20 protein-coding genes and 1 pseudogene are annotated in these 21,206 nt (G+C 71.7%); 9 read left to right on the forward strand and 12 right to left on the reverse strand.

What is annotated here, in order from left to right:
* Window positions 1-20: 20 nt before the first annotated feature.
* Window positions 21-302 (reverse strand): metal-sensitive transcriptional regulator, encoded by a 282-nt coding sequence (locus AS97_RS27460; RefSeq protein ID WP_059148844.1) that lies wholly within the window; start codon window positions 300-302, stop codon window positions 21-23.
* A gap of 79 nt (window positions 303-381) precedes the next feature.
* Between AS97_RS27460 and AS97_RS27465 the strand changes: the two genes are divergently transcribed.
* The 3 genes from AS97_RS27465 to AS97_RS27475 all read left to right on the forward strand — a co-directional run bounded on the left by AS97_RS27465 (window position 382) and on the right by AS97_RS27475 (window position 3,106).
* Entirely contained in the window at window positions 382-948 is a 567-nt protein-coding gene (locus AS97_RS27465; protein ID WP_059148843.1) for a rhodanese-like domain-containing protein, read from the forward strand.
* Between the two features lie 245 nt (window positions 949-1,193).
* Window positions 1,194-2,150, forward strand: coding sequence for a non-homologous end-joining DNA ligase (gene ligD, locus AS97_RS27470; protein WP_210565828.1), 957 nt, complete (start codon window positions 1,194-1,196; stop codon window positions 2,148-2,150).
* Window positions 2,147-3,106: an ATP-dependent DNA ligase gene (locus AS97_RS27475; RefSeq protein ID WP_210565829.1), complete on the forward strand. Its 960-nt coding sequence runs from the start codon at window positions 2,147-2,149 to the stop codon at window positions 3,104-3,106. Before ligD ends, AS97_RS27475 begins: the two co-directional genes overlap by 4 nt.
* 194 nt (window positions 3,107-3,300) lie before the next feature.
* On the opposite strand, the gene AS97_RS27480 is transcribed toward AS97_RS27475, so the two are convergent.
* Complete coding sequence (locus AS97_RS27480; RefSeq protein WP_063805027.1) at window positions 3,301-4,290, reverse strand: pyridoxal-phosphate dependent enzyme; 990 nt, start codon at window positions 4,288-4,290, stop codon at window positions 3,301-3,303.
* A 132-nt stretch (window positions 4,291-4,422) separates the two neighbouring features.
* Between AS97_RS27480 and AS97_RS27485 the strand changes: the two are divergent.
* Window positions 4,423-4,590, forward strand: a pseudogene (locus AS97_RS27485) (XRE family transcriptional regulator); the annotation flags it as partial.
* A gap of 235 nt (window positions 4,591-4,825) precedes the next feature.
* On the opposite strand, the gene AS97_RS27490 reads toward AS97_RS27485, so the two are convergent.
* The 6 genes from AS97_RS27490 to AS97_RS27515 form a co-directional block, all read right to left on the reverse strand.
* On the reverse strand, window positions 4,826-5,836 hold the full coding sequence (locus AS97_RS27490; protein ID WP_086709355.1) for an NADP-dependent oxidoreductase: 1,011 nt from the start codon (window positions 5,834-5,836) through the stop codon (window positions 4,826-4,828).
* A gap of 38 nt (window positions 5,837-5,874) precedes the next feature.
* Entirely contained in the window at window positions 5,875-6,798 is a 924-nt protein-coding gene (locus AS97_RS27495; protein ID WP_210565830.1) for a class I SAM-dependent methyltransferase, read from the reverse strand.
* 150 nt (window positions 6,799-6,948) lie between these two features.
* Window positions 6,949-7,422, reverse strand: a complete 474-nt coding sequence (locus AS97_RS27500; protein ID WP_059148838.1) for a thioesterase family protein — start codon at window positions 7,420-7,422, stop codon at window positions 6,949-6,951.
* Complete coding sequence (locus tag AS97_RS27505) at window positions 7,419-8,432, reverse strand: 3-hydroxyacyl-CoA dehydrogenase NAD-binding domain-containing protein (protein WP_210565831.1); 1,014 nt, start codon at window positions 8,430-8,432, stop codon at window positions 7,419-7,421. The genes AS97_RS27500 and AS97_RS27505 overlap by 4 nt, the downstream gene beginning before the upstream one ends.
* Window positions 8,433-8,487: 55 nt before the next feature.
* The gene (locus AS97_RS27510; RefSeq protein WP_210565832.1) at window positions 8,488-9,381 is read right to left on the reverse strand and encodes a 3-keto-5-aminohexanoate cleavage protein; all 894 of its coding nucleotides are present in this window, start codon (window positions 9,379-9,381) and stop codon (window positions 8,488-8,490) included.
* A 65-nt stretch (window positions 9,382-9,446) separates the two neighbouring features.
* The gene (locus tag AS97_RS27515; RefSeq protein WP_125760605.1) at window positions 9,447-10,364 is read right to left on the reverse strand and encodes a TetR/AcrR family transcriptional regulator; all 918 of its coding nucleotides are present in this window, start codon (window positions 10,362-10,364) and stop codon (window positions 9,447-9,449) included.
* A 188-nt stretch (window positions 10,365-10,552) separates the two neighbouring features.
* On the opposite strand from AS97_RS27515, the gene AS97_RS27520 reads away from it, so the two are divergent.
* On the forward strand, window positions 10,553-12,202 hold the full coding sequence (locus tag AS97_RS27520) for a serine/threonine-protein kinase (protein WP_210565833.1): 1,650 nt from the start codon (window positions 10,553-10,555) through the stop codon (window positions 12,200-12,202).
* Between the two features lie 142 nt (window positions 12,203-12,344).
* Complete coding sequence (locus tag AS97_RS27525) at window positions 12,345-13,619, forward strand: hypothetical protein (RefSeq protein WP_247204507.1); 1,275 nt, start codon at window positions 12,345-12,347, stop codon at window positions 13,617-13,619.
* Window positions 13,620-14,095: 476 nt separating this feature from the next.
* Here the strand turns inward: AS97_RS27525 and AS97_RS27530 are convergent, their stop codons facing one another.
* A complete protein-coding gene (locus AS97_RS27530) occupies window positions 14,096-15,079 on the reverse strand; it encodes an alpha/beta hydrolase (protein ID WP_125761168.1) in 984 nt (327 codons plus the stop codon).
* Window positions 15,080-15,289: 210 nt separating this feature from the next.
* Here AS97_RS27530 and AS97_RS27535 point away from each other — a divergent pair, with 210 nt between their 5' ends.
* Window positions 15,290-15,586, forward strand: a complete 297-nt coding sequence (locus AS97_RS27535) for a GYD domain-containing protein (protein ID WP_059148832.1) — start codon at window positions 15,290-15,292, stop codon at window positions 15,584-15,586.
* Window positions 15,587-15,901: 315 nt separating this feature from the next.
* On the opposite strand, the gene AS97_RS27540 is transcribed toward AS97_RS27535, so the two are convergent.
* A complete protein-coding gene (locus AS97_RS27540) occupies window positions 15,902-17,365 on the reverse strand; it encodes an FG-GAP and VCBS repeat-containing protein (protein WP_086707220.1) in 1,464 nt (487 codons plus the stop codon).
* Between the two features lie 321 nt (window positions 17,366-17,686).
* Window positions 17,687-18,163: a hypothetical protein gene (locus tag AS97_RS27545; RefSeq protein WP_086707211.1), complete on the reverse strand. Its 477-nt coding sequence runs from the start codon at window positions 18,161-18,163 to the stop codon at window positions 17,687-17,689.
* A gap of 65 nt (window positions 18,164-18,228) precedes the next feature.
* On the opposite strand from AS97_RS27545, the gene AS97_RS27550 reads away from it, so the two are divergent.
* Window positions 18,229-19,200: a YafY family protein gene (locus AS97_RS27550; RefSeq protein WP_059148829.1), complete on the forward strand. Its 972-nt coding sequence runs from the start codon at window positions 18,229-18,231 to the stop codon at window positions 19,198-19,200.
* Between the two features lie 151 nt (window positions 19,201-19,351).
* Here the strand turns inward: AS97_RS27550 and AS97_RS27555 are convergent, their stop codons facing one another.
* Window positions 19,352-19,945: a TetR/AcrR family transcriptional regulator gene (locus tag AS97_RS27555; protein ID WP_059148828.1), complete on the reverse strand. Its 594-nt coding sequence runs from the start codon at window positions 19,943-19,945 to the stop codon at window positions 19,352-19,354.
* 292 nt (window positions 19,946-20,237) lie between these two features.
* On the opposite strand from AS97_RS27555, the gene AS97_RS27560 reads away from it, so the two are divergent.
* Window positions 20,238-21,197 (forward strand): alpha/beta fold hydrolase, encoded by a 960-nt coding sequence (locus tag AS97_RS27560; protein ID WP_247204508.1) that lies wholly within the window; start codon window positions 20,238-20,240, stop codon window positions 21,195-21,197.
* The last annotated feature ends 9 nt before the right edge of the window (window positions 21,198-21,206 follow it).

Consider the following 21,206-nt stretch of genomic DNA (forward strand, 5'->3'; position numbering starts at 1 on the left):
CAGGTGTCGCGGCACCACGGTCAGGCCAGAGAAAGGAACAGCTTCTCCAGGCGGGCACGCATCTGCTCCCGGTCACCGGAAGCGGCCATGTCCGCATCGGCCACACAATGCTGCAGACCGGTCGCGATGATCGCGAAACCCGCCTTGTCCAGAGCCCGGGAGGCCGCCGCGAGTTGCGTGACCACGTCCTCGCAGTCCCGCCCCTCCTCGATCATCTTGATCACACCGGCGATCTGGCCCTGCGCCCGGCGCAGGCGGTTGACCACCGTCTTCAGTTCCTCAGCCGCCATCGCCAGTTCCACAACCCACACTCCCTCGTCCAGATACCCCCTCGGGTACCTTACCCAAGGGGTAACACCGACCGAGCAAAGGAAAATCCCCGTGGCATCCACCCTCACTCTCACCGCGGACCAGGCCAGCGCCCGCCTCCACGAGCTGACCGTTATCGACGTCCGCACCCCCGGCGAATACGCCTCCGGTCACCTGCCCGGTGCCCACAACATCCCCCTCGACCACCTGGACACCGCCCTGCACGCCCTGAGGGCCGCCGCCGACCGCGGCGACCTCCTCGTCGTGTGCGCTTCCGGCGCCCGTTCCGCGACCGCCTGCGAGCGCCTGGCCGATCAGGGGATCAACGCTGTCAGTCTCACCGGCGGTACCACTGCCTGGACCCAGCTCGGCCATGACACCCATCGCCCCGCCGGCGCCCGGACCCCCTGGGCCATGGACCGCCAGGTGCGCCTCGCCGCCGGAAGCCTCGTCCTGACCGGACTGCTCGCCGCCCGACGCTGGCCCAAGGCCCGCCTGCTGTCCGCGGGCGTCGCCGGCGGCCTGGTCTTCTCCGCCCTCACCAACACCTGCGGCATGGCCAAGATCCTCGCCAAGCTGCCCCACAACCAGCCCAAGGCCACCGACCTCGACGCCACCCTCGCGGCCCTGACCAGCTGACTTCGCCAGCACGCCAGTGGGCCTGCCGCGCACAGCCGGCTACGGTTCGCCACCGGCACGCGCCATCGCCCACGCTTGGGCGGCCTGGGTCGGACCAGGTCGCCCTCGGGTGTGGATCTGCCGGAACGAGTCGAGTGGTCCCCGGTGGCCGGACAGATCGTGATGGGAATGCTCACCAGACCGAAGGAAACCTTCCCATTTCAGATAGATCGCATGCTTGATCCCTTTCATGAGATTCTTACCGTATGTCCCCGATCGCGGAGGTGGAGGGGCGGCGGATCACGCTCAGGAACCTCGACAAGGTCATCCATCCGGCCACCGGCACCACCAAGGGCGAGCTGCTGCACTACCTGGCGTCGGCCGCGGACCCGCTCCTCGGCCATCTGCACGGGCGGCCGCTGGCGTTCCTCCGTTACCCGGACGGGCCCGACGGCCAGAAGTTCTTCACCAAGAACCCGCCTCCGGGCACGCCTTCCTGGGTGAGGACGGCCGAGATCACCCGCCATAAGGGGGAGACCGCGGAGCAGGTGCTGATCCAGGACCTGCCCTCGCTGATGTGGGCGGCCAACCTCGTGGTGGAGCTCCACGCCCCGATGTGGCGGATCGACCAGGGCGTGGGCATCGCCGACCGGCTCGTCTTCGACCTCGACCCCGGGCCGCCCGCCACGATCGTGGACTGCCGCGTCGTCGCCGTATGGCTGCGCGAGCGGCTGGCCGATGACGGCCTTACGGCTTACGCGAAGACCAGTGGCTCCAAGGGGCTGCATCTGCTGGTGCCGGTGGAGCCCACCCCCTCCCGGCAGACCACCGCCTACGCCAGACGGCTGGCCCTGGAGGCGGCGAACGCCATGCCGGATCTCGTCATCCGCAAGATGACCCGCTCGCTGCGGCCCGGGAAGGTGTACGTGGACTTCAGCCAGAACGCCGCCGCGAAGACCACCGCCGCCCCGTACACCCCCCGCGCCGTCCCCGAACCGGCCGTCTCCACGCCCGTCACCTGGGAGGAGGTCGAGGAGTGCCAGGCCCCGGCGGCGCTGTCCTTCCTGATCGACGACATCCCCGCGCGGCTCGACCGCCACGGGGATCTGCTGGCCCCGCTGCTGGAGCCCGGGCAGGCGCGCCCGCTGCCGACGGGCGAGGGCGGTGCCCGTGAAAGCGACGGAGAAGAGGGCGCCGACGACGAAGGCGCGGTCGACCGATGACGCCGCCCTCCCGTGAGCCGCCGTCCTCCCACGAGCCGCCCGTTCAGCCGCCCGTGGACGTGGCGCTGGCCCGCGTCGTCCCCACCCTGCCGACCGCCCCGCCCGGACGGCGGCTGGCCTACGAGCCCAAGTTCGACGGCCATCGGCTGCTGATCTTCCGGCTGGCGGACACCGTAAGGATGCAGGCCCGCTCCGGCCGCATCATCACCCCCGCCTTCCCCGACCTGGAGGCCGCCGCGCGGCCGCTGCCGCCCGGCACGGTCCTCGACGGCGAGGTGGTGGTGTGGTCGGGCAACCGTACGGACTTCGCCGCCGTCCAGAAGCGCGCCTTCGCCGCGTCCGAGTCCCGGGCGGGGAGGCTCGCCCGGGAACTGCCCGCCTCCTACGCCGCCTTCGACCTGCTCGCGATCGGCGAGGAGGATCTGCGGCCGCTTCCGTACGAACAGCGCCGGGCCAGGCTGATGGCGCTCCTCGAACCGCTCGGCCCACCGCTCCAGGCCGTGCCGATGACGACCGATCCGCAGCTCGCCGCCACCTGGTACGAGTCGCTTCTGGAGATCGGTGTCGAGGGTCTGGTCGTCAAGGAGCTGGACCAGCCCTACCGGCCGGGCCGCCACTGGCGGAAGGTGCGCCACTCGGAGACGCGTGACGCCGTCGTCGTGGGCGTCGTCGGCCCCCGGTTCCGCCCGCGCGCCCTGGCGCTGGTGCTCCCCGGCGACGACGCGCCCGTGATCTCCGCCCCGCTCGCCACGGCCGTCCGCGCCCAGCTCGGCACGGCCCTGCGCGAGCTGCCCGACTCCCAGCCCCCGCCCGCCGAACTCCCCACCGCCCTGGACCGGGTCGGCGCCGAGATCGCCTACCGCCCGGTCACCCCGGACCTGACGGTCGAGGTCCGCCAGGAGGGCACGGTCCGTCACGCGGCGACGAGAGTGATGCGCCTGCGCATCCCGGACTGAGACCCGTGCGTCGTGACCCCGGCGCCGCGCCCATGATCCGTGATCCGACCGGGGTCGCCCCGCCTGGCACCGGCGATCGGCCGACGCGGTCCGCGCGCCCGGCGACCGGCCGCGACAGCCTACGCGCCGAGCCGTGACCCAGGCCGCGTCGAGCCGTGACCCAGGCCGCGTCGAGCCGTGACCCGCGCGGCGGGTCACGCCCCGGGCCGGGCACCACCCGCCGAGCCCGTCGAACCTGCCGCATCCTCTGGATCCGGAGGCCCCGTCACCACCGCCGTCACCCGGCTGCCCGGGGTCAGTTCCCCCCGCTCCACCAGCCCGTACACGCCCCACAGCAGCTTCGCCACGTACCGCCGCTCCAGCCGGACCCCGTGCCGCTGCTCGAACTCCGCCGCGAACGCCTCCAACTCCGCCGGCACCCGCCCGTAGCCACCACCGTGGTAGCCGTGCTCGATCCGCCAATTGCCGAAGGCCCGCCCCCACCCCCGCTCGTGCAGCGCGGCCACCTCGCCGTCCAGGTAGCCCTCCGCCCCCTTCAGGACGGCGAACCCCACCGCCCGCGCGCCAGCCGGGAGCCCGGCCGCGATCCCGGCCAGCGTGCCGCCCGTGCCCACCGCGCAGCACGCCACATCGCCGGGCCCCAGGCCGGGCAGCTCGGCGACGAGTTCGGCCGCCCCGCGCGCCGCCAGCACGTTCGTACCGCCCTCGGGGAGGACGTAAGCGCGCCCCCACCGCTCCTCCAGCCCCCGCAGGGTGCCGGGGTCGTCCTCGCTCAGCCCGCGCAGCGTCTCGCGGTAGGCGGAGCGGGTGACGAAGGCCAGCTCCATGCCGTGTGCCTCGGCCCGCGCCAGCGACCAGTTGCGCGGCGCGTCGGCCAGCTCGTCGCCCCGGATGACCCCGACCGTCGACAGCCCGTACGCGGCCCCCGCCGCCGCCACCGCCCGGATGTGGTTGGAGTACGCCCCGCCGAAGGTGAGCAGCCGGGTGTGCCCCCGCTCGACGGCCGCGCGCAAATTCGGGGTGAGCTTGCGCCACTTGTTGCCCGGCACCAGCGGGTGGATGAGATCGTCCCGCTTCAGCCGCAGCGCCACGCCCCGATCGGCGAGCCACGGATCGACCACGTCCCACACGGGGGACGGCAGCCGGGGCCGTATCGGGCTGGTGATGTCTGGCGAGCGTCTCACCTGTCCATTCTCACCGCCGGCCCCGCGGCCGCGGGGCCCGAGCCGGTCACACAGCGTAAGCACGGGCAGAGCGGCCATACCGAGGTGCACGCACCGAATGACGCGCTGCGGGCCGTGCGGATCGGCCTGCGGATGAGCCAGGACGACTTGGCGAAGGCGCTCCGCCGGGCAGGTGCCGAATTAGGCGAGCCGAACGAGGCCAGCAAGCGGCTGGTCCAACGCTGGGAGTCCGGTATCAGCCGATCGCCGAGGCCGGTCTATATCCGCGCGCTGGAGAGGGTCACAGGGGTGCCGATCGAGTAGCTGCGCCTCATGGACACCTCGGTGTCCAAGGCGACCCTGGAGCGGTACAGCGTCCCGCCGGAGTGACCGGCGCCCGCTCGGAGGGGCGTGAGGCGGCCGTCGGCGGTGGGGCGTGAGGGCGGCCGTCGGCGGTGGGGCGGGTCCCGGGGCGAGGCGCGTCCCGAGGCCGCGCCCGCCGGCCGCCGACGGCCGGCCGGGGGACCGGCCGCCTGTGCGGGTCCGTTTGGTGGTGTCACAGTTCCACGACGACGGCGCCCAGATGGCGTCCCTCGGTCAGTTCGCGGAGCGCCCGGGGTGCCTGTTCGATACCGCGCAGCCGGGCGTGCGGGAAGGAGAGGGCGCCCGAGCGAAGGCCCGCGGCGAAGCGGCGGTTCCACTGGGGGATCAGGTCCAGGTGGTCGTAGAGGGCGACGCCCCGCAGGGTGATGCCGCGGGAGAGCAGCGAGATCGTGTCGATCTCGGTTTTGGCGGCGCTCGTGCCGTCCGCGGCGAGCTGACTGGCCAGCGCGCCCACGAGGGCGATCCGGGCGCCCTTGTTGGCGACGGCGAGGGCCGCCGTCAGCTGTTCGCCGCCCACGTTGTCGAAGACCGCGTCGACGCCGTCCGGGGCGGCCTCGCGCAGCTGGTCCTCGACGGGGCCCGCGCCGCGGATGACCACCGCGTCATAGCCGAGTTCGCCGATCAGCCGGTCGGCCTTCGCCCGCGAGCCGGTGCTCCCGATGACCCGGGCCGCGCCGAACTGCCGGGCGATCTGGCCCGCCAGGGAGCCCACGCCACCGGCCGCCCCGGTGACGAACACCGTGTCGCCGGGCCGCACTTCCGCGCCGCGCTCGACGCCCATCAAAGCGGTGGGGCCCTGGGAGAGATAGGCGGCCGGGTCGGGCATCAGGCCCGGTTCGAGGCGGTGCGCCTCATCCGCGTCGAGCAGCGCGTACTCGCGCCAGCCGAGTCGGTGTTCCACCAGGTCGCCGGGGGCGAGGTCGGTGCCGGGGGCGGCCACGACCTCGCCGACCGCCGGCCCGTTCAGCGGTGCCCCGATCTCGAAGGAGGCCAGCGGGATGCCGGTGTCCTCGTCCATCAGAGTGCGCGTCACGGCGGCGACGCCCATATGGGTGTTCCGTACGAGGACCTGGCCCGGTCCGGGCTCGGGGACCGGCACCTCCGCGATCTCGAAGAGGTCATCCGTGACCGGCCCCTCGGGGCGGGCCGCCAGCCGGATTTCGCGGTGCGTGTGGTTGGTCATGGACCAAGCCAAACGTGAGCCTCCGGCGTGGTCAACCGTTACGAGAAGCGCGCTATCGCCGTCATCGTCGGCCGCAGGTTCCGCACCGCGGGCAGCCATCGCATCAGCGGCGCCAGCGCCCCGTAGTAGAACCCCCGGCCGCGCGGCGGCGGCACCTCGCGCACGTCCGTGATCGCCGGATGGGCCGTCCGCACCTTCGGCAGCTCACCCGCGTCCATGCCCCACGGCATGGGCGGCGCCTGATAGCCCCGCGCGGTGCGCATCTCGCCGCGCAGCGTCCGGGCGCTGAACCAGCGCGGTACGGCGTCGAAGACCAGCGCCCCGCCCCGGAACCGCTCGGCGCACCCCGCGATCAGGTCCTTCACCTCGGTCGGCCGCAGATACATCAGCAGCCCCTGCGCGGTGATCAGCACCCCGCGCGCCGGATCGACCTCGTCCCGCCAGGACAGGTCGAGCGCCGAGCGGGCGAGGGTGCGCCGGCGTTCCTCGTCCGGCAGCAGCGCCCGCCGCACCTCCGCGGTCTCCGGCAGCTCCACGCACAGCCAGCGCGCCCGCCCGTTGTCCACCCGCCAGTACTGCGTCTCGAGGCCCTCGGCGAGCGTGACGACCGTGCCGTCCGGATGCTCGTCCAGGAAGGCCCGTACGGCGGCGTCGAAGGTGCGGACCCGCAGCGCGTGGCCCTGCGCCAGCAGTGGGCTGGGCGCGCCGAAGGTCTCCTCGAAGGGGTAGTCGATGCGGTCGACCAGCTCCACGGCCTTGGGGTCGGCCAGCACGGTCCGCGCCCGGCGGGCCTCGGCGGCCCGCATATAGAGGTTCCACAGCAAGGTCTCGGGCACCTCGCTCAGCTCGACGCGCCGACTGCCCTTGCCGTTCCCGTTCCCGTTCCCGTTCCCGTTGCCGTTCCCGTTCCCGTTGCCGTCGGGCCAGGCTTCCGGGCCGGTGCCCGCTCCGGCGTCCGCCATGGCGTCGTCACTCCTCGCACACGCGTCCCGCGGTGTTTCCGCCACTGCCTCCACCGCCATTCAACCTCACCCGATCCTCATCCGGAACGGCGAACGCCCCGGCCCCCCGACGATGCCGGGGCCGGGGCGTTCAGGAGGGACGGCGGTCGTTCAACCCGCCTCGGCCGGAACCGGGCCGATCGCCCGGCCCGCCCACTCGGGGGCGTTCTCCAGCAGGTCCGTCAGCCGCTCCCGTATCTCATCGGGGAAGGGGGCCGAGTGGCTCTCGTGCTGGTCGATGTGGAGCGCGAGCAGCTCGGTGGTGGCCACGGGGGCGCCGACCGGTTCGCCCACATGCATCTCGTGGGTGAACCGCACCTTCTTCTCGTCCACGCCGATGACGCGCGTACGGATGGTGAGTTCGGCGCCCTCCTCGACCTCGTTCAGATACCGGATGTGCGACTCCACGGTGTAGAGGGAGCAGCCGGTCTTGGCGCGGTAGGCGGAGTCCAGGCCGGTCTCCACCATCATCTCGTCGGTGCTGTGGCCGAAGACGAGGACGTAGAACGCCTCGCTCATATGGCCGTTGTAGTCGATCCACTCGGGACGTACGGTCTGCCGGTAGTCGGGGAGCGTGGTGCTCACTTCTCGTCTCCCATGGTGCTGGGGGTATGTGTGATGGCATCCGTCCCCTCGGCGCGCTGCCGCGGCAGTCGGCCAGTCGCCCGCAGGACGTCGATGACGCCCTGGTCCCGCTCCGCGACGAGCTGCGCGATGGTACGGCCGCCCGCCGCCTCGTCACAGCCGTCGACCATGGCCGCACGCAGCGTGTCGTCCAGCTCAGGCGCCTCGAGACGGGTCCACGGAGACTTCAACGAGGGTCCGAAGTGGTCGAGCATATGTCCCATGCCTCCTTCGCCGCCCGCTAGGGCGAACGTGAGGCAGGGACCCATGAAGGCCCACCGCAGTCCGGGCCCCTCGGTGATCGAGTCGTCGATCTCCTTCACCGTGGCCTCACCGCCTGCGACCATGTGCAGCGCCTCCCGCCACAGCGCCTCCTGGAGCCGGTTGGCGATGAAGCCGGGCAGCTCGCGTTCCATGGTGATGACCGACTTGCCGGCCACCTTGTAGAAGCGTGAGGCCCACTCGACCGTCGTGGCGTCGGTCTGCTTCCCGCCGACGACCTCCACCAGCGGAATGAGATAGGGCGGGTTGAAGGGGTGGCCGACGACGAGGCGGCCGGGGTCGGCGGCCTCGGTCTGCATATCGGTCATCGGATAGCCGGAGGTGGAGGAGGCGATGACGACCCCGGGCGGGGCCGCCGCGTCCAGCTGGGCCAGCAGCGACCGCTTGAGCTCCAGCTTCTCGGGGGCGCTCTCCTGGACGAACTGCGCGTCGGCCACGGCCTCCTCGACGGACGCGGCGACGGTCAACCGGTCGGGGGAGGCGCCGTCGGCGAGGCCGATCTGGGTCAGGGCGGGCCAGGCGGCGTCCACGAGACGGCGCAGCTTCTCCTCGGCGTCGGGGGCCGGGTCCCAGGCGGTGACGTCGTAGCCGCGCGCCAGGAAGTGGGCGACCCAGCCGCCGCCGATGACTCCGGCGCCGACGCAGGCGACGCGGCGTACCTCTTCGGGGGCGCAGGGGGATGAGGGCATGGCGGTCCTAAGGGTGTGAGGGGAGGGAGGAGAGAGATGAGGAGCTGGTGGGGGATTACGCGCGGGGCTTGAGGCCGAGCCGCTGCCGGGCCTCGTCCGGTGTGGCGACGTTCGCGCCCAGCAGCTCGGTGATCTGGACCGCGCGCTCGACGAGCTGGCCGTTGGTGGCCTTGACGCCCCGGCTGAGGTAGAGGTTGTCCTCCAGCCCGACCCGTACGTTGCCGCCGAGCAGAATGGACTGCGCCACCCACGGCATCTGCATGCGGCCCAGCGCGAAGCTGGCCCACTGGGCGCCCTCGGGCAGCATGTTGACCATGGCCTGGAGCACGCCCGGCTCGGCCGGGGCGCCCCACGGGATGCCCATGCAGAGCTGGAAGACGGTCGGGTCGTCCAGCAGCCCCTCGGCCAGGAGCTGCTTGGCGAACCACAGCTGCCCGGTGTCGAAGATCTCCAGCTCGGGGCGGACGCCCAGCTCCTGGATGCGCTTGGCGCCGGTGCGCAGCATGTCGGGGGTGGAGACGTAGAGGTTGCTGCCGTCGCCGAAGTTGAGCGAGCCGCAGTCCAGGGTGCAGATGTCGGGGAGCAGATCCTCGACGTGCGGGAGCCGGTCCAGGCCGCTGACCAGGTCGGTGCCGGGGAGGTGGGCGAGCGGGTTCTCCGGGTCGATGACCAGGTCGCCGCCCATGCCCGCGGTGAGGTTGATGACGACGTCGGTGCCGGTCTCCTTGACCCGCTCCACGACCTCGCGATAGAGCCGCGGATCGCGGGCGGGGGCGCCGGTCTCGGGGTCACGTACGTGGATATGGACCACGGCCGCCCCGGCCTCCGCGGCCTCGACGGCGGAGCGGGCTATCTGCTCGGGGGTGACGGGGACATGGGGGCTGCGGCCCACAGTGTCCCCGGCGCCGGTCAGGGCACAGGTGATGATGACGCTGTCGTTCATGGGCATGGGCTTCTCTCCCTCTCTTACGGTGCGAAGCAGCGCGGAGCTACGGTCCGCGCCGGTCGGCCGTCCTACGGTCCGGGCTGGTCGGGCGGCCCGGCCTCATCGGCGCCGGAGCGCCGTGCGACCGGTCGTGCGGTCGTGCGTACGGTCAATTCGGAGTCCACGTACGCGTTGCAGGCGAGGTCCATGGCCTCGGCGGTCGTGCCGCCCTCTCCGGGCGCGGTGGCCAGCACCTGAATGGCGAGTCCGTCGATCAGCGCGGTCAGGCGCAGCGCGCTGAACTCCGGGTCCACGGCGCGGAAGACCCCCTGCTCGATCCCGCGCCGGATCACCTCGGCGACGGTCTGCCGCCACTGCTGGTAGAAGTCGGCGTGCAGCCGCCCGATGGCCGTGGACCGCGCGGCCTCGGCCCACAGGTCCATCCACACCAGCCACTGCTGCCGCTGCCGCTCGGTGTGCGGCGCCTGCAGTGCGATCAGCTGCCGCAGCTCCTCGCGCGCGTCGTCGGCCGTGGCGGTCCGGGCGGCGCGGCGCGCGGTGTCCTCGTCCATGCACCAGCGCACGGCGGCTTCGAGCAGCTCGGCGCGGCCCGGGAAGTGGTAGTGGATGGTGGCGGTGCTGGTGTCGCAGGCGGCGGCGATGTCGGCGACGCGTACGGCGTGGAAGCCGCGCTCGGCGATGAGCCGCACCGTCTCCCGCACGATCTGCAGCGGCCGCCCGCTGTCGGGGAGCGCGGCCGGGGCGGGCGGCCGCGGCGCGTCGGCGGCGCCGCCGGTCGCCGTGGTGCCGAGCAGCCATCCGGCGTCCACGTTCCCGGCGTCGGCGATCCGCGCCAGCTCGCCCACGGTGAAGCGCCGGCTCCCGCTGAGCGAACGCGAGAGCTTGGACGGGTCCATCACGACCCGCCGCGCGAATTCGCGCTGGGTACAACCGGCTTTGCCGATCACCTCGCGCACGCGTTCCGCCACCTCGACCTGTTGCCGCATGGCCGACACCGTACGGACGCGTTGAGATAAGCGCAATGAATGTGGATGCTTAATGCCTGTTTCCTCCTTGAATCAGGGGGAATTTCACCCGGGCGTTGCGATGCAGGCTGACTGTTGAATCAGTTGAGATCAATTGTGTTCGAACACTTCCGACTATGCTCACCGGGCGTGAGAGCAGGAGAGATCGGGTGACATCGGGCGGGGACGACATGCGGCTGATCGCCGGCCGCTACCAGCTGGGCGACCGGCTCGGACGCGGCGGCATGGGCACGGTCTGGCGCGCGTACGACCAGATGCTGGCGCGCGAGGTCGCCGCCAAGGAGCTGCACGTCGCGAGCGACCACCACGAGCACCACCGACGGCTGCGCCGGGCCCAGCGGGAGGCGCGGACCGTCGCCCGGCTGCGCCACCCCCACGTCGTGGGCGTCCATGACCTGGTCGAACACGACGACCGGCTCTGGATCGTGATGGAGCTGATCGACGGCCCCTCCCTGGCCCGCCGGATCGCCGACACCGGCCCCCTCGCGCCCCGCCACACCGCCGCCCTGGGGCTGCAACTGCTCGGCGCGCTGGAGGCCGTGCACGCCGCCGGGGCGCTGCACCGCGACATCAAGCCCGCCAACATCCTGCTGCGCGGGGACGGCAGCGCCGTCCTCACCGACTTCGGCATCGCCGCCCTGGAGGACGACGAGTCGCTCACCACGACCGGCGAACTCCTCGGCTCCATCGGCTACATGGCGCCCGAGCGGCTGACCGCGGAGGAGGTCGGCCCGCCGTCCGACCTGTGGTCGCTGGGCGCGACGCTATCGGCGGTGGCCTCCGGCGTGCCGCCCTTCCAGCGCCCCACCGGGGCCGCCGCGCTGCACGCCGTCACCTTCGCGGATCCCGTCATCCCGGAACGGGTCGGCCCTCTGCGGCCCATCATCCAGGCCCTGCTGAACAAGTCCCCGGCCCAGCGCCCCTCCGCCGCCACGCTCCGGGCCGCCCTGCGACGCGTCGCGGACGGTGCGGACGACCCGGGCCCGCTGCCCCCGGCCGCGCCCGCGGGGCCCGTACAGGCTCCGGGGCCCGCGCCAACGCCGGGCGGCGACGCGGACACCTCCGCGTACCTGGCGGACACCCCCACGATGACCGCGCCCCCGACGGTGAGCGCGACCTCCACCGCGGGCGCGCCCCACACCGTGACCGGTACCCCCACCCTCGACCCGGACCCCACGCTGATCTCGTCCCCGGCCCGGACCCCGGACCTGGACCGGGAACCGACGCTCGTCGCCCCGGCCGGGCCGCCACCCCCTCGTCCCCGTGGCCGGGCCCGGGCATGGTGGTGGACGGCGGGCGCCGCGCTCGCGGTGGCGGGCCTCGCCACCGCGCTCTTCTTCACCTTCGGCCCCCCGTCCGACAGCGACGGCGACGACGACGCATCGCCTCAGCCCGCCACCAGCACGACGAAGGTGACCGTGGAGGCGGCACGCGGCTGGCAGCCGGCGACGACCACCCCGGTCCGCAAGGGCGACAGGGTGAGCGTCCGCTACACCACCGGCACCTGGACGGTGGACGCCGCCAACCTGCCCTTGACCGGCCCGGTGGGCCACACCCGCGCCGACGACGAAGCCCTCCGCTTCGCCTGGACGGACTGCAAGGTGAATTCCGACGCCCCCTTCGGTGCCCTCCTGGGCCGCTACCCGGGGAACCCCCGAAACCCCCACGCCGTGGGCCGCGCCTGGCACTTCCAGGCCACCCGCCCGGGCGTCCTCCAACTCCGCATCAACGACCGTGACGGGAGCTGCCTCGACGACAACAGAGGAGCCATCACCGTCACCGTCCAGATCACCCACTGACCGGGCAACGGCACCCCCCCCCGGGAAACCGATTCCGCGAAAAATGTGGGTGCCCTGGGCAACTGGCAGCCCTCGCCGACGCATCCTCCCGGGCAGTCCGGCCGGTACGGGCCGGAAAATCAGCACGGACAGGGAACGTCACTTGAATACGGATACGGATACCGAGACGGAGACGGAGACGAGGAAGAACCCGCTGGCACGGCGGCGTGTGCTGGCCCTGATGGGTGGGACAGCTTTCATCGCCACGGGATGCACACAGGGCGAACAGCGCCCCGACGACAAGTCCGGCCACGCCTCCGGGGAAAGAGCGCCCGCCGACGGCCCGGCCGAGGGTCCGGACGGCGCGCTGGGAGCGAATTTCAACGAGGACCCCGACAGCGTGACCTTCGCCGAATTGCGGGACCTCTCCGCGAGCTGGCTCCGGGGCTTCGTCCCCATGCCCGAGGTCACGGCCGACGCCTCCCAGCAGCGCGCCATCGAGGCGCTCCTGGACGCCCACCACCAGGGCTACGGCACGGTCCTGTCGCTGAAGTTCCCGTACAACCACCGGGCGATCCCCCGACCGGGCAGTTCGGCCATGACCGCGGAACTCGCCCGGGTCGACCAGGTCCTGCACACCGTCCTCGACACCGTCGACGTCCTGGCCATCGGCAACGAGCCGTTCATCGAGAGCCTCCCGCAGGACCGCAGCTCGGGCGCGATGAACACGTTCTACGAGACGGTCGCGGAGCACATCATCGCGTACCGGAAGAAGCACTTTCCCTCGCGCTGCCGGACCCACCTCTACATGGGCGCGCTCAACCACCTCGACAAACCGGACGAGCAGACGGCGGCCACCGACCGCTGGCTGTCCTTCGCGCGCCGCACCCCGGAGATCGAGGGCGTCGACATCCACCCCCACGTCGCCGCACCGGAGCGGGTACAGCCCTATCTCGACTACATCCTTCCCCGCCTCCGCGACGACCAGAAATTCCTCGTCACCGAGTTCTCCCTGGTACAGCTCTGGAAGCAGCACCTGAGCGACACGATCCCCACCCGTTTCGCCCGCCGCTACCACCTTCCGCCGGACACTCCGGTGTGGAAACTGATCAGGGACGCCATCGAGCACCCCGTCCCGGAGCAGAAGTGGCACGACTTCCTCGCCATGAGCCCCTGGTTCGAGCGCAACAAGCACTTCCTGCGGGACCAGGTGGGCCACTTCCGTGACACGGGGCGCCTCGCCGTGGCGACGTACGGAGTCACCCAAGGCGCCGCCATGACAGAGAACTTCGGCCCGGACAAACAGCCCTGGCTCCTGAACAGCCTCTACGCCAACCGCACCGTCGAGCACCCCGCCGACGGCCCACCGGCCCACACCTACGGTTTCTTCGACGACTTCCGAGCCCTCCAACGGCAGCAGGACCGCCGCGGGTCCTAGCCGCCCTCGCGCCCACCGATGGGATGCGCCCCCCGAGGCGAGCCCCCAGTCCGCGTTGCTGACCATCCCACCGGGCATCCCGGGACCGCCAGGGCCTCCGGGGCCGCTCCCGCTCGTCACCGACGACGGCAGACAGCCGCCTATCCGGTTGGCGAGGAAGATCGGGGCGCCGGTGGCATCGACGGCCTTGCCGTCGATCTCGACGCGCCCGTCGCACCCGCCGCCGGCGCAACGAATAATCCTCCGTCGGCCGCCGCCGGTACGGCGGCGGCCGCGGCAAGCCCCCTGATCATGGTTCCGCGCTTCACGGACCTCTCCTCACATGGCGCGCTCTGCTGCCTGCCGGATGGTGGCGCATGCGAGAACGTGAGGCGCTGGCCGCGAAATCGTCAACAATCATGTTGATTTCATCGTGAATGCCTAAGTCATTCACCGCGAGCGCACAGGCTGTTACCGAGCCGTGAGAGCCGTACGCCTTACGCGGGGAGGGAATTCAGCCAGTCCACCAGCAGCCGATTGATCTCCTCGGGGCGCTCCTGCTGGATCCAGTGGCCGCAGTCCTCGAGGATGTGCGAGCCGATGAGCCCGGGCAGCGTGGTCGGGTATGCCTTGATCGCGTCGCCCATCCAGGTGGTGGAGGCGTCCAGGGCACCGCCGATGAAGAGAGACGGCTGGGTGATGGGCGCACCGTCGAACTCGGCCAGGTCCTCCCAGTCCCGGTCCATGTTGCGGTAGCGGTTCAGCGCCCCGCTCATTCCGGTGCGCTCGAACTCGCCGGCGTAGACATCGAGGTCCCGCTCGCTCAGCCAGGCGGGCAGCCGCCCGGCGGGGAAGCGCTCGCGCAGCGTCGCGCCGCGCGTGAGGAAGTGCGGGTCGGGCAGGTCGGGGCCGGGCATGGTGTCGCCGGACAGCGCGGCGTAGATTCCCCCGAGCCAGCCGCGTACATCCGGTTCGATCTCCGTCTCGGCCCGGCCCGGCTCCTGGAAGTAGGAGACGTAGAACTCCTCCTCGCCGCCCATCCCGGCGAAGACCTCACTGGGCCTGGGGCCGCCGCGCGGGGCGTACGGCACGCTCAGCAGCCCGACCGCGCGGAACACATCCGGCCGCAGCAGGGCGGAGTTGGCGGCGGTGGGCGAGCCCCAGTCGTGGCCGATCACCACGGCGGACTCCTCGCCGAGCGCCTCCACCACGGCGACGTTGTCCGCCACCAGCTCCCGCATCCGGTACGCGTCCACCGCCCCGGGCCTGGACGAGCGCCCGTATCCGCGCACATCGATGGCGGCCACCCGGTACCCGGCCGCGGCGAGCGCGGGCAGCTGGTGGCGCCATGAGTACCAGGACTCCGGGAAGCCGTGGACGAGCAGCACCAGGGGGCCGGTGCCCTGCTCCACGAGGTGGATCCGCCCGGCGGGGGAGGACACCAGGCGGTGGGTGAGGTCGGTTGTGGGTGGCTGCGGCATGGTTCTCTCCCGGGGGCGCTCGGGCACGCACTCTGCGTGGCGGCCGACGGTCCGATCCTGCCGTGACCTGGGTGGCGCGGGCCATGCCTGTTGCCGGTTCGGCAAACCTGACCGTGGCCGTCGACCACGTCCCGTGGGTCAGGGGTGCGGAGTCAGGGCGTCGCTCCCAGAATCGATCTCAGGGGGTTCTTCTCCTGGGAGGTGAGGGGCGTGGCGACCTACATCACGCTGCTGAACTGGACCGAGCGGGGAGTCAGCGCCTACAAGGACACGGCGAGGCGCGCCGAGGACTTCTCCGCGGCACTGAACAAGCTCGGGGCGAGGCTCGTGGACATCTACTGGACGGACGGGCCGTACGACCTTGTGTGCATCATCGAGGCCCCCGACGACGAGACCGCCACCGCGGCGTCCTTGCGGCTCGGCGCGCTGGGCAATGTGCGCACCACGACACTGCGGGCCTTCGGCCGCGAGGAGATGCGGGGCATCATCGCCAAGGCCGCGGGCTGAGGGGCAGTACGCGGGGGAGGGCCGACCCGCGGAGGGTCGGGCCTGTGGCTCACGTGAAGCGTCAGTCCTGGTGGACGACGTTTGTGCCCGGGCCACCGGAGAGGCTGTCCGCGCCGGGGCCGCCGTACGGCTTCGGCGGTGATACGACGATGTCTCGTCGGCAGCGCTTCACCATGAATTCATGGTCGCGTTCGGCTGGTCGCGTTCGGCTGGTCGCGTTCGGCCGATGGCCTGACCCGGCTCGGAAGAGTCGGGCCAGGCCATCGAACCAACAACGGGGTGGTGCTACCTGCGGTGGTGCTGCGTGAGGCGGTGCTACTTCGTGGCGCGCCCGGACAGCTCCGTGCCGAAGGCGGCATCGGCTGCCGGTGAGCCGAGGTCGCCCGGCCCGATGAGGGCGGAGCCTTCGGCGGTGATCCCGTCGGCACCCGCGTACAGGAGCGCCACCGCGCCCGCGCCCTCGGTCCGGTTCGGGACCCCGATGGCCAGGTCGGGCTTGCCGTCGCCGTTGTAGTCGGCCGCCGAGACGGCGTCACCGAACTTGTCGTTGCCCGTCATCTCGCCGGGAACGCCCTCGGTGTCGAGGGAGAACGTCTGCGCCCCCGTGTCGGTCAGCCAGTTCTTGGTGCCCTTGAGCACGGTGATGGCGCCGGCGTCGTTGTAGCCGCCGGGGGCCTCGGCGGCGGTGTCGCTGACGACGAGGTCGTCATTGCCGTCCCCGTTGATGTCGGTGAGCTGGGAGGCGGTGCCGCTCTGCGCCGCGCCCTTCCAGTCCACCGGGTTCGCGGTGTCGAGGCCCTGGGCGGTGCCCGGGTACGTCCGCAGGCGCTGGTCGTCCGGACCGTCCTCGAAGCCGGTGTCGGTGACGACGTCGTCCTTGCCGTCGCCGTTGATGTCACCCACCACGGCCTGGTACGAGGCGAACGGCAGCGCGACGTCCTCGCCCAGCGACTCGCTCTTCAGCCCCCCGGACGAACCGGGCAGCACGCCGAGCGTGCCCTCGTCGGCGGGGTCGTCCTGGTAGGCGACGGTGACCAGGTCGGCGAAGCCGTCCCCGTTGATGTCGCCCGAGGACAGATGCTCGATGCCCGCCCCGCCGCCGGGCGGGGTGACGCTGGACATCTTCGGGGTGGCCGTCTCGCGCAGGTTCGCCGCGCCGCTGACGATCTGGACCTTGGTGCCGTCGGAGATGGCGATGTCGTCGCGGCCGTCGTGGTTGTAGTCGCCCACGGCCATGGTGTCGCCGAACATCGCGTAGGCGGTGGCCTTCGGCGCGTGGAAGGCGATGGCGTCGCTGGACAGGCCGTCCTTCGAGCCGAAGACGACCGTCACGGAGCCGGCCCGCTTGACGTCGCCGATGGCCTCGTAGTTCGCGGCGACGATCAGATCGGTGTACCCGTCCCCGTCCACGTCACCGCGCACCACGGCCGAGCCGAAGTGATCCCCGGCCTCCGGGGTGCCGGGCACCCCCGCGCTGGCCTGCGACAACGTAGCGTGCCGACGGGTGTCCACGCCGCTCTGGGCCCCGTACGTCACGCCCACGTAGCCCGCCTTGGACTTCCCGGAAACGGTGCCGTCGGGCGCGCCCACTCCGAGGTCGGCATAGCCGTCGCCGTCGAAGTCGCCCGTGGTCTTTCCTGCCGCGGCAGCCCTGGGGGAGGGCTGGTTCTGGTCGGTCCCGTCGCCGTTTGTCACGACAGCGCCGGCCCCGGCGGCCACAGCGGCGGTGACGACGGCGCCGACCGCCGCACCCACCACACCTCGGGTTCTATTGCGCACAAATCCTCCATCAGTAACGCATTGGTCGCCCTGGAGTCCCGACTGCCATCTGTCTCCCCCGGCGGCCGGAACGGAAGGGTCACCAAAGTAGAGTTGTCCGGAAGCTGAACGGTTGCCCAACCAAAGAGGACCGAGACCGGGCCGTGATCTCCGGCGCCCAGCTCAACGCCTTTGTGACGTAAGGCACTTGCCGCCCCGCCGAGGTGAGGGCGTCCCTCCCTGTGGGGATCTGGGGGGACCTTCCGCCCCGTAACTCCGCCAGCTCCTTCTGGAGATCCCCCTTTTCGGCGTGGCCGGCAGCCCGGAGACAGGAGACCCCTGTCAGGTTGCCCGACGGGTCATGTGCATGTGCCAGTTGGTGATCCAGGTGCGCCCCTCGTCGACGGAGAACGCCTGCTCCCAGTGCGCGGTGGTCTCGGTGACCTCCGACCAGACGAAGCGGACCTTCACTCCGCGTCCGAGGTGTTCGTCGTCACCGTGGAAGACGCCAGTGCCGTCCGGCTCGAAACGGCCGGTCACAGGCGGGAAGAGCGTGCCGGTGCGCTTGCTCGCCCAGTACAGGGACCATGCGTCGGCGGCGGGGTCGTACAGCCGCAGGGTCAGTCCGGCGAAGCCCTTCGTCGGGAACTCGATCTCATCGAAGTTGGCCCGCCCGTCGAAGTGCGCGGAGGCGCGGGTGAGACCCGGGAACTCCTCCCAGCGGTCTTCGCCCTCGGTGGGGTCGAGGAAGTCCTTGCGCCGACGGTTGACGACGTCGTACGTGCCGGTGAAGAAGCCGAAGCCAGTGCTGTTGTCCATGTGCCGGAGGCTAGGCCCACTCCACTGACAACACGTGTCAGTGGACCTGGGTAGATTTCCCCGACATGCGCGCCGGCAGACTCCTCTCCCTCCTTCTCCTGCTGCAGAACCGCGGCCGGATGACCGCCGCCGAACTCGCGGCGGAGCTCGAGGTGTCCGTCCGTACGGTCTACCGGGACGTGGAATCGCTGACCGCGGCCGGCGTCCCGATCTACGGAGAGCCGGGCCACGACGGCGGTTACGCGCTGGTCGACGGCTACCGCACCCGCTTGACCGGGCTCACCGCCGATGAGGCCGAGGCATTGTTCCTGGCCGGGTTGCCGGGGCCCGCGGCCGATCTGGGGCTCGGCTCGGTGCTGACCGCGGCCGAACTCAAACTGGAGGCCGCACTGCCGACCGAGCTGCGGCGCCAGGCGCGACGCATCCGCGAGCGGTTTCACCTCGACGCGCCCGGGTGGTACCGAGAGGCGGACGATGCCCCGCATCTGCCCGCGGTCGCGGCGGCGGTATGGCAGCGGCGGGCGGTCCACGTGCGCTACCGGCGCTGGTACGCCCCGGAGATCGTGGAGCGGCGGCTCGAACCGTACGGGATCGTGCTCAAGGCGGGCCGCTGGTACGTGGTGGCGCACGCCGGCGCCGACACCCCCCGCACCTACCGGATCAGCCAGATCCTGGACCTCCGGACACTCGACGAGGAGTTTGTGCCACTCGCGGACTTCGACCTGGCATCGTACTGGCGGGCGCACACGGCGCAGCTGCAGGAATCGCTCTGGCAGGGGCGGGCGGAGATCCGGATCTCCCCGGCCGGGGCCGAGCGGCTGCGGGAAATCGGGGTGCCGGCGGTGATCGATGCCGTCGAGGCGGGGGAGGAAGAGCATCCCGGCGGCTGGCGCCGCGCGCTCATCCCGATCGAGAGTCTGACGCATGCGGAGGGCGAGTTGCTCAGGCTGGGCGCGCATGTGGAGGTGGTGAGCCCGCCTGAGCTGCGGGAACGGATCGCGGCAACGGCATTGGCGCTGGCGGCGCGCTACGGCTGAAGGCGATGACGGACGCCGGGGCAGCCCATCCCCTGAAAGCGGTGGCCGACGCCGGGGCACCCATCCCCGGCGCGGGCGGCCCGGCCCAGCCCTGCCCTCTGACCGAGCCGTCCAGGATCGGCGAGTGGATCGAATGGACCCGGGGGCACGGTCAGCGTGGTTGGCGTAGTCCCGCGACGAGGAGCTTGACCAGCCGGCGGGCGTCGTAATGGGGATCGCTTTCGGCGCCGATGCAGAGGTTTCCGATGCCGCGCATGAGGTGAATGGCGTTGAGGCCGGAGCGGATCTCACCGGAGGCGACGGCAGCGTCGAGGAGCTGGGTGCACACCGGGAGGAGGCGGTCGACGAAGTAGGCGTGCAGCGTTTCGAAGCCGGCGTTGTCGGCCTGTATCGCGGCGGCCAGGCCGTGCTTGGTGACCAGGAAGTCGACGAACAGCTCGACCCACGCTTCGAGGGCGGCGTGCGGTGTGGGGCTGGTCGCCAGCAGGGCCGGGCCCGCCTCGGCGCAGGCTTCGACCTGGTGGCGGTAGACGGCGATGATGAGGTCTGCCCGGGTGGGGAAGTGGCGGTAGATCGTGCCCATCCCGACACCGGCCTTGGCCGCGATGTCGCGCACCGGTGCTTCCACGCCCGAGGCGACGAAGACCGCGGCGGCCGCGTCCAGCAGGGTCTGCTGGTTGCGTCGGGCGTCCTTGCGCCTGGAGCCGGCTGAGCTTCCCGCGCTCCGGCCGCTGTCGTTCTCCACGGCACTCGCACTCCTTCCATGACCGGCCTTGCAAAGCGGAACGTCGCTCCGTATTGTTAGCGGAGCAATGTTCCGGTTCGGCCATGATGGCAGACCGGGGGACGGGCGACCAGGCCGTCCCCCGCCCTCGCACGCTCCACCGGGCCGAACGGCACACGCGGTCGTCGATACCCGGCGTCGGGCCGGGTGTGACCAACCCTCCTCGCTCCCTCCCCGGTCCGCCCCGCGGCGCCCCGGACCACCCCGGGCCCCCGAACCACCAGCGCGAAGAATCCGAACGGAAGGCACTCCCATGCCCATCCCCACGTCCACGCCCGACGCGAACGCCACGAACGCGCGGCAGATCGAGGGTGCGCCCACCACGGTGGTATCCGCGAAGCCGGTCGTCCTGCCCGCCCCGGGCCGCGGGGAGGATCTCCAGGTCCGCGTGTCCGCCCCCGCGACCGGCGGCGATCTGCCCGTCATCGTCTTCTCGCACGGCTTCGGCTGGTCGATGAACGGCTACGCCCCGCTGGCGGACTACTGGGCCGCTCACGGCTTCGTGGTCATCCAGCCCACCCACCTCGACTCCCGGACGCTCGGCATCCCCGCCGAAGACCCCCGTACGCCGCGGATGTGGCGCTTCCGTATCGAGGACCTCACGCGCGTCCTGGACGGACTCGACGTGCTGGAAGCCTCCGTCCCGGGCCTCGGCGGGCGTCTCGACCGCGAACGCATCGCCGTGGCAGGCCACTCCTGGGGAGCCCAGAGCGCGAGCGCGCTGCTGGGCGCGCGCGTCCTCGGTGCCGACGGCGTTCCCGGCGAGGACATGTCCGACCCCCGCGTCAAGGCGGGCGTGCTGCTCGCCCTGACCGGCCTGGGCGACGACCTGACCCCGTTCGCCGTCGAACACCTCCCCTTCATGCGGCCGTCCTTCGACACCATGACCACGCCGGCCCTCATCGTCGCCGGGGACAACGACCAGTCCCAGCTGTCCACCCGCGGACCCGACTGGTTCACCGACCCGTACACCTACAGCCCGGGAAACAAGGCCCTGCTCACCCTCTTCGGAGCGGAGCACTCGCTCGGCGGCATCCCCGGGTACGAGGTCGCCGAGACGACGGACGAGAGCCCCGCGCGCGTCGCTCTGATCCAGCACCTCAGCACGGCCTTCCTCCGCAGCGCCCTCCACCCCGGGGACACCGGCTGGAAGACGGCGGTCAGCGCGCTGGAAGACGACCCCAGCGCGCTGGGGGCGCTGCAGAGCAAGTAGGAGAGCCCT

The sequence above is a fragment of the Streptomyces sp. AgN23 genome (assembly GCF_001598115.1).
GTDB lineage: Bacteria > Actinomycetota > Actinomycetes > Streptomycetales > Streptomycetaceae > Streptomyces > Streptomyces antimycoticus.